Below are 6264 nucleotides of genomic sequence, written 5' to 3'. Positions count from 1 at the left end.
CCTTCCAGCCGCTTGATGACAGAATCGGGAATATGGATGCCCGGCACGTTCGAGCGGATCCACTTGGCCGTCTTGGCCGAGGCCAGCGGCCCGACGCCAACCAGGATGAAGCATTTTTCGGTGTAGCCGAGGTCGCGAACCTTTTGCATGTAGGTGCGGAACATCGGCACGTCGAAGCAATACTGGCTCTGCACGAATTGCGCGCCGGCGGCGATCTTCTTGCCCAGCCGATGCGGGCGGAAGTCGATCGGCGGCGCGAACGGATTGATCGCAGCACCCAGGAAAAGCTGCGGCGGCGTCGTCAGTTTGCGGCCGGACAGGAACTTGCCGTTGTCGCGCATGATACGGCAGGTCTCGAGCAGCGACATGCAGTCGAGGTCGAACACCGGCTTGGCGCCGGGCTGGTCGCCGGCCTGCACACCGTCTCCGGTCAGGCACAGCATGTTGGCGACGCCCATCGCGGCCCCGCCCAGCACGTCGCCCTGGATGGCGATGCGGTTCTTGTCGCGGCAGGCGATCTGCATGATCGGCGCATAGCCCATGCGGGTCAAAAGCGCGCAGATACCGACCGACGACATGTGGCAATTGGCGCCCGAGGCGTCGACGGCGTTGATGGCATCGACCCAGCCGTCGAAGATCTTGGCGCGGTTATATACGTCTTCCGGATCGGCGCTGTCGGGCGGGTTGAGCTCGGTGGTGACGGCGAACTCGCCGCGCCGCAGGACGCGCTCCAGCCGGCCGCGCGAAGTGTGGCCGGGCAGGGGTTCGAGCGGCAGGTGGATTCCGGCCGGGTTCTCGTCGCGCTGGCGGCCGATCATGCCGACGCCCCGGTGTTTGCCGTCTCATTCTTGGCGGCAGCGGCCGCTTCGCGTGCGGTGGCCGCCTGTGCGGTCACCCGCAGCCAGGCCGAGGTTTCGCGCAGCGACTGGTCGACCGGCTTCTGCACGGTCAGGATCCTGTCGCTGTGCACCATGTTCTGCGAGCCTTCCCAGGCCTTGACCCAGACGCAGGGCATATCGGGCTCGACCTCGCAATTGCCGTTGGCGCGAACGCCGCCGCAAGGGCCGTTGCGCAATTGCTTGGGGCAATTCATCGGGCAGGACATGCCGGTCGAGGACAATATGCATTGGCCGCACATGCGGCAGTCGAACATGAAGCCCTTGACGCGCTTCTCGACGAATTTGATCGGCCCTTCGACGCGGCCGTAGCCTATGCCCTTCCAGAGGGGATGGAGGAGCAGGAACATGTCTGCGAATTTGGCGTAGAACCATTCGAGTAATCGCGAGTGCCGCACAGACCATAATCTGACCGCAAAGGAACGCTGCACGCGCCGCTGCGGCGATACATCGGCCGGCTTGTAGTCGGATTTCGGCGCTGCCTTTTTGACCAGAGTGGCCTGGGTAACCGGCTGGACAACCCTTTGGCCATCCTTGGCAGGAATGGTTTCAGACATTTTCTTTGCCGCCTGCCTTGACCAGGGCGACCAGCCGCTCGCGGTCGTATTTCGTGTCGATATCGTTGAATGCCTTCTCGACCTCGGCTTCGAGGTCATCGCCGACCGGGACGGGATCGGCCTTGCGCCATTCGGCCAGATAATCGTCGGTGCCGCCGGCGCCAGTGCGCATCGCGCACATGTCGATCGCTTCGGTGAAGCGCAGCGGCAGCTCGCGCTTGGCGTTCTGCCGGCCCTTCTTGACGATGATTTGGGCTGGGATGTCGCGCCAGTAGACGACGATCAGATCGGCCATGAATTCTCACTCCTCGTTCTGCGAGCATTGCCGGAAGCGCAGTGGGGCCGCTTGTTATGGGACGACGCGCGCGCATTCAAAAGCGACGCATTTGGATGTCGTAAAATGAAAGGTGTGATTATTCGTTTCCGGCGTCTGCCGGCGCCCGGTATGACGCGTCGGAAAAGCCGGCGCACGGCATGCGGATCCTGACGAGGAACGCGTTACCAGATGCCGGTTCTCAGGCCAGTCCAGACGTAGAACCAGATCGTCGGGTGATACCATTGCTGTGATGACAGGCCGGGGTCGACGGTGGTGATTTTTCCGGCCAGAACATCGCTGACCGCCTCGACGCAGATGTCGCGCGAGAACGCGGCCTGGCGCAACGCATAGCTGGAGATGGTGTCGCCGCGTTTCGGTTGACCGCGCACCTGTTTCAGCACGGCGCCCGTATCGACGCCGGCATCGACCAGATGCACGGTGGTGCCGAAATTCTGCGGGTCGCCTGACGTCAACGCCCAGTAGCCACCGTTCATGCCGCGGTATTTCGGCGTGATGCCGGCGTGATAGTTGAGCACCGGGCAAGGCATCCGGGCAAGCATGTCCTTCGACAACAGCCTGCAGCCATTAAGCAGGACAACGCCAGGCTGGATCTTCTTGATCGCTTCGAGGCATTCCGGCCCGTTGGCTGAGGCGACATGGATGATTTCCTGATCCCGCCGCGGCTCGACCTCGAGCTTTTCCTCGGCAATCAGCCGGGCGGCATGGCTGGCGAGAAGCCGTTTGCCCAGTCTGCTGAGCACCATCGTGCCAAGTTGGCCGATGGCGGAGATCCAGCCCTGGCGGCGAGCCCGGCCGCGAAGCAATTGCTTTTTGGATTCAGGCGTTTCGAGGATGACGCTGACAGGGCCGACGCGGTCGGTGATCGCGTTGACGATAGCCCAGACATGCTGGCCGCCTCCGGTGACGACCACGATCCGCGTGCTGGATTCTGATGCTGCCATGGATCTTGCCCCCTCCAAGCAACCCGTTCTTGATAATGGTCGGGATGCTAGGGCGTCCGGGTTAATCCTTGGTGATCAGCCTTCGATACACAGTCAGCGCTTGAATTCGATGATATCGAGCTTCGATTCGTAGTAGGGCGCCGGAAATTCGATGCGCCATTCCTTGGCGCTGTTGCGGAAGGCGTAGCCGACCTGGTCGGTCTGCGGGCCGCTGCCATAGGGCTTTGCCGGATCATCGTTGACATAGAAGGAGCCGAGATAGATCGCGCGTTTCTCGCCATCATCGAAGAAGCGGCCCTTGGTGCGCTGCGAGCCGCTGATCTTTTCCAGCCGCCAGCCGGAACCGTCGTCGGTCACCTTGCACTTGAACCAGCCATAGATGACGAGCGGCAAAGACCCGCCGGCCTTGATGGTGCGGCACCGCCAATTGCCGGTCAGGTCCTTGTCGGAAAAGGCCACCAGCGGTTTTGCCAGCAAGGCGTCGAGTTGCTTGACCTCGGCCGCGTCTCCGGCTTTCGCCTCGGCAAGCGCCGCCTTGCGCGTCTCGCCATAATTGTCGAGCCGCTTCTTGTCGGCCGGGGTGATGAGTTTTTGTACGTCGCCATCGGCATGAGCGGGCAGGGCGAAACAGAGGAGGCCGAGTGCGGCTATCAAGCGGCGAGGGGTCATCGGTGCGTTTCCACGTTCGAATGGCTGGAGGGCCTGTTGCCTTGTGGCGCACAACTTACCCGTTCTCGGCGGCCTGTCACCCAGGGTTGGAGCATAGCGGGGTCAGGATTTGCTTCAGGCGTGTGCAGCCGCCTGCGCCATTCCGGCCGTCAGGTCGCCATAGCCGGTTGCGCGGCGTTCATAGACGAGACCAAGCATTCTGGCTGCCTTTTCGGCGACCTTGTCGAGTTCCGGATCATTGGTCTGGGCCAGATAGATCAGCTTCTCGTAGTTGCCGAAATAGTCCTTGATCAACTCCGGGTGCTTGTCGAGGCCGAGCGGTTTCATGAAGAAGGCGTCGAACTGCCGGCAGAGGAAGTCGGTCATGTAGAAGGACATCATGTCGTCGTCGGCGACTTTCGCATAGGCCTCCATGCCTTGATAGAAGGCAAAGCAGTGCGGGCCCGCCATGCGCTCGACGCCGTGCTTCTCGCAGATGCGGTCGAGCAGGCCGCCGGTGCCGCAGTCGGCATAGCCGACGAAGATGTTGCTGTAGCCTTCGGCCTTGGCCTTTTCGATTGCCTTGTCCATGGCCGGGGCGATGCGGTCCGGATAGAAATGGAATTCTGCCGGCAGGCAGGTCAGGTCGAGGTGATCCAGTCCGAGCTGTTCCTTGACGGCCAGAATTTCGCGCGCAATCATCCCACAGGCGATAACGAGCAGCCTGTCGTCTTGATTCGGTTTCGTTTTTTGCGTCTTGGCCATGGAACCCGTCGAGCCGGCCTTCGTTGCTGTAGCGCTAATTTATCTATTGAGGGAGACACCGTCCATGAAACTGCTACGCATCACGCCAATTGCCATCTTGACCTGCGCCCTGGCCCTCACGGCTTGTGCGAACACCGTCCGAGGCGTCGGCAAGGACGTCAAATCAACCGCCAATGCGGTCGAGGACACCGTCAACAATCCCTGATCCGCACCCGGCCTTCTTCATCTGGGAACAAAAAAGCCGCGCTGCAAGGCGCGGCTTCCTGTTGTCCGGCCGAAATGACCAATCAGGCCGAAGCGCGCACATTGTGCTTGCGCTTCATGAAGTCCTTGGCGGTCTCGACCGCCACTGCCGCGTCGCGGCAATAGGCATCGGCGCCGACGGCCTTGCCGAATTCCTCGTTCAGCGGCGCGCCGCCGACCAGCACGACATAATCGTCGCGGATGCCCTTTTCCTTCATCGTGTCGATGACGACCTTCATATAGGGCATGGTCGTGGTCAGCAGTGCCGACATGCCGATGATGTCGGGCTGGTGCTGTTCGATCGCATCGAGATATTTCTCGACCGCATTGTTGATGCCGAGATCGATGACGTCGAAACCAGCACCTTCCATCATCATGCCGACGAGGTTCTTGCCGATGTCGTGGATGTCGCCCTTGACGGTGCCGATGACCATCTTGCCCTGCTTCGGCGCGCCGGTGGCGGCGAGCAGCGGACGCAGGATGAACATGCCGGCCTTCATCGCATTGGCCGACAGCAGCACTTCGGGAACGAACAGGATGCCGTCGCGAAAATCCTCGCCGACGATGCGCATGCCTTCGACCAGCGCTTCCGTCAGCACCTTGTAGGGCACCCAGCCGCGCTCGAGCAGGATGTTGGTGCCTTCCTCGATCTCTTCCTTCAGCCCGTCATAGAGATCGTCGTGCATCTGCTGCACCAACTCGTCGTCGGAAAGTTCGGAAAGGATGATCTCGTCGTCGGACATTTGTATCGAGCTCCTGCCGGCATCGCGACCATGTCGCAAGGCACACATCTTCGCGTTCATACCTAACCCGCTGAGGGCATGTATCCATAGCTGATTTGCGACTTCCCGCAAAAGGAAAGCGACCGTAACTCTCTTGGAATTCTTGTCGATTTTGCGACAGGCGTTGGCGCTGGCGGGCCGTTTCGAATAGGGTGCATGGCTACGATCTGGCAAGAAGCGGCGAGGCAGCCGCTATGGATTCCAGACAAGAACAGTTTCAGGGAAGAACCACCATGAGCGAACACGCGGCAGTCGATCAGGAAGCGTCAAACGCGCGACGTGGGCGTGGCGCCAGTGGCGGGGCAGCAGCCCGGCGGGCAGCACGTTCGGGCGGTGGCCCGGGTACGCAGCTCACCTACATCAAACGCAAGATCAACGTTTACGAGGTGCTGGACGAGGAAGGCCTGGCGCTGATCGAGACGAACACCGACACGGTGCTCGAGGAGATCGGCATCATCTTCCGTGATGACGCGGAAGCGCTGCAACTGTGGAAAGAGGCCGGCGCCGACGTCAAGGGCGAGCGCGTGCACTTTCCCAAGGGGCTGTGCCGTTCGCTTCTGAAGACCGCGCCGTCCGTCTACACCCAGCATGCGCGCAATTCCGAGCGCTCGGTGCAGATCGGCGGTAATGCCACCGTGTTCGCGCCGGTCTACGGTCCGCCCTTCGTGCGTGACCTCGACGGCGTCAGGCGTTACGCGACGATCGAGGATTTCCAGAATTTCGTGAAGCTCGCCTATATGGCGCCGTCGATCCACCATTCGGGCGGCACTGTGTGCGAGCCCGTCGACGTGCCGGTCAACAAGCGCCACCTCGACATGATCTACAGCCACATCAAATATTCCGACAAGCCGTTCATGGGCTCGGTGACCGCGCCGGAGCGCGCCGAAGACACCGTCGCCATGGCCAAGATCGTGTTCGGTGACGATTTCGTCGAGAACAACACGGTGCTGACCAGCCTGATCAACGCCAACTCGCCGATGGTGTTCGACGAGACCATGCTCGGCGCGCATAGACTTTCAGCGCGCCACAACCAGGCCTGCATCGTCACGCCGTTCATCCTTGCCGGCGCGCCCGGCCGGATCAGCTGCGTGAACG

General features: G+C 61.6%; 9 protein-coding genes. 2 read left to right on the top strand and 7 right to left on the bottom strand.

What is annotated here, in order from left to right:
* The 6 genes from EN749_RS28280 to EN749_RS28255 form a co-directional block, all read right to left on the bottom strand.
* A partial coding sequence (locus tag EN749_RS28280) for a methylenetetrahydrofolate reductase (RefSeq protein ID WP_145991029.1) occupies positions 1-818 on the bottom strand: 818 nt, incomplete at its 3' end.
* A complete protein-coding gene (locus EN749_RS28275; RefSeq protein WP_127397519.1) occupies positions 815-1453 on the bottom strand; it encodes a methylenetetrahydrofolate reductase C-terminal domain-containing protein in 639 nt (212 codons plus the stop codon). The genes EN749_RS28280 and EN749_RS28275, both read right to left, overlap by 4 nt.
* Positions 1446-1748: a virulence factor gene (locus tag EN749_RS28270; RefSeq protein WP_023812316.1), complete on the bottom strand. Its 303-nt coding sequence runs from the start codon at positions 1746-1748 to the stop codon at positions 1446-1448. Before EN749_RS28270 ends, EN749_RS28275 begins: the two co-directional genes overlap by 8 nt.
* A gap of 203 nt (positions 1749-1951) precedes the next feature.
* On the bottom strand, positions 1952-2731 hold the full coding sequence (locus EN749_RS28265) for a formyl transferase (RefSeq protein ID WP_127397520.1): 780 nt from the start codon (positions 2729-2731) through the stop codon (positions 1952-1954).
* 93 nt (positions 2732-2824) lie between these two features.
* Positions 2825-3400 carry a DUF4893 domain-containing protein gene (locus EN749_RS28260; RefSeq protein WP_128364393.1) on the bottom strand — a complete coding sequence of 192 codons (576 nt, stop codon included), beginning with the start codon at positions 3398-3400 and terminating at the stop codon, positions 2825-2827.
* Between the two features lie 114 nt (positions 3401-3514).
* A complete protein-coding gene (locus EN749_RS28255) occupies positions 3515-4144 on the bottom strand; it encodes a DUF1638 domain-containing protein (protein ID WP_127317923.1) in 630 nt (209 codons plus the stop codon).
* Between the two features lie 64 nt (positions 4145-4208).
* Between EN749_RS28255 and EN749_RS28250 the strand changes: the two genes are divergently transcribed.
* Positions 4209-4349, top strand: coding sequence for an entericidin A/B family lipoprotein (locus EN749_RS28250; protein WP_023812312.1), 141 nt, complete (start codon positions 4209-4211; stop codon positions 4347-4349).
* An 82-nt stretch (positions 4350-4431) separates the two neighbouring features.
* Here EN749_RS28250 and EN749_RS28245 read toward each other — a convergent pair whose 3' ends face one another.
* Positions 4432-5130 carry a B12-binding domain-containing protein gene (locus EN749_RS28245; RefSeq protein ID WP_027029468.1) on the bottom strand — a complete coding sequence of 233 codons (699 nt, stop codon included), beginning with the start codon at positions 5128-5130 and terminating at the stop codon, positions 4432-4434.
* A gap of 272 nt (positions 5131-5402) precedes the next feature.
* On the opposite strand from EN749_RS28245, the gene EN749_RS28240 reads away from it, so the two are divergent.
* On the top strand, positions 5403-6264 hold an 862-nt coding region (locus EN749_RS28240; protein WP_189367758.1), incomplete at its 3' end, for a trimethylamine methyltransferase family protein.

It is taken from the genome of Mesorhizobium sp. M7A.F.Ca.ET.027.02.1.1, from assembly GCF_004022985.1.
Classification (GTDB): domain Bacteria; phylum Pseudomonadota; class Alphaproteobacteria; order Rhizobiales; family Rhizobiaceae; genus Mesorhizobium.
This window is presented reverse-complemented; position numbering and strand designations above follow the sequence as displayed.

Excerpts from the sequence above, each read along its gene's own strand:
- EN749_RS28275 (WP_127397519.1), bottom strand. The coding sequence starts at position 1,453 with ATGTCTGAAACCATTCCTGCCAAGGATGGCCAAAGGGTTGTCCAGCCG.
- EN749_RS28270 (WP_023812316.1), bottom strand. The coding sequence starts at position 1,748 with ATGGCCGATCTGATCGTCGTCTACTGGCGCGACATCCCAGCCCAAATC.
- EN749_RS28265 (WP_127397520.1), bottom strand. The coding sequence starts at position 2,731 with ATGGCAGCATCAGAATCCAGCACGCGGATCGTGGTCGTCACCGGAGGC.
- EN749_RS28260 (WP_128364393.1), bottom strand. The coding sequence starts at position 3,400 with ATGACCCCTCGCCGCTTGATAGCCGCACTCGGCCTCCTCTGTTTCGCC.
- EN749_RS28255 (WP_127317923.1), bottom strand. The coding sequence starts at position 4,144 with ATGGCCAAGACGCAAAAAACGAAACCGAATCAAGACGACAGGCTGCTC.
- EN749_RS28250 (WP_023812312.1), top strand. The coding sequence starts at position 4,209 with ATGAAACTGCTACGCATCACGCCAATTGCCATCTTGACCTGCGCCCTG.
- EN749_RS28245 (WP_027029468.1), bottom strand. The coding sequence starts at position 5,130 with ATGTCCGACGACGAGATCATCCTTTCCGAACTTTCCGACGACGAGTTG.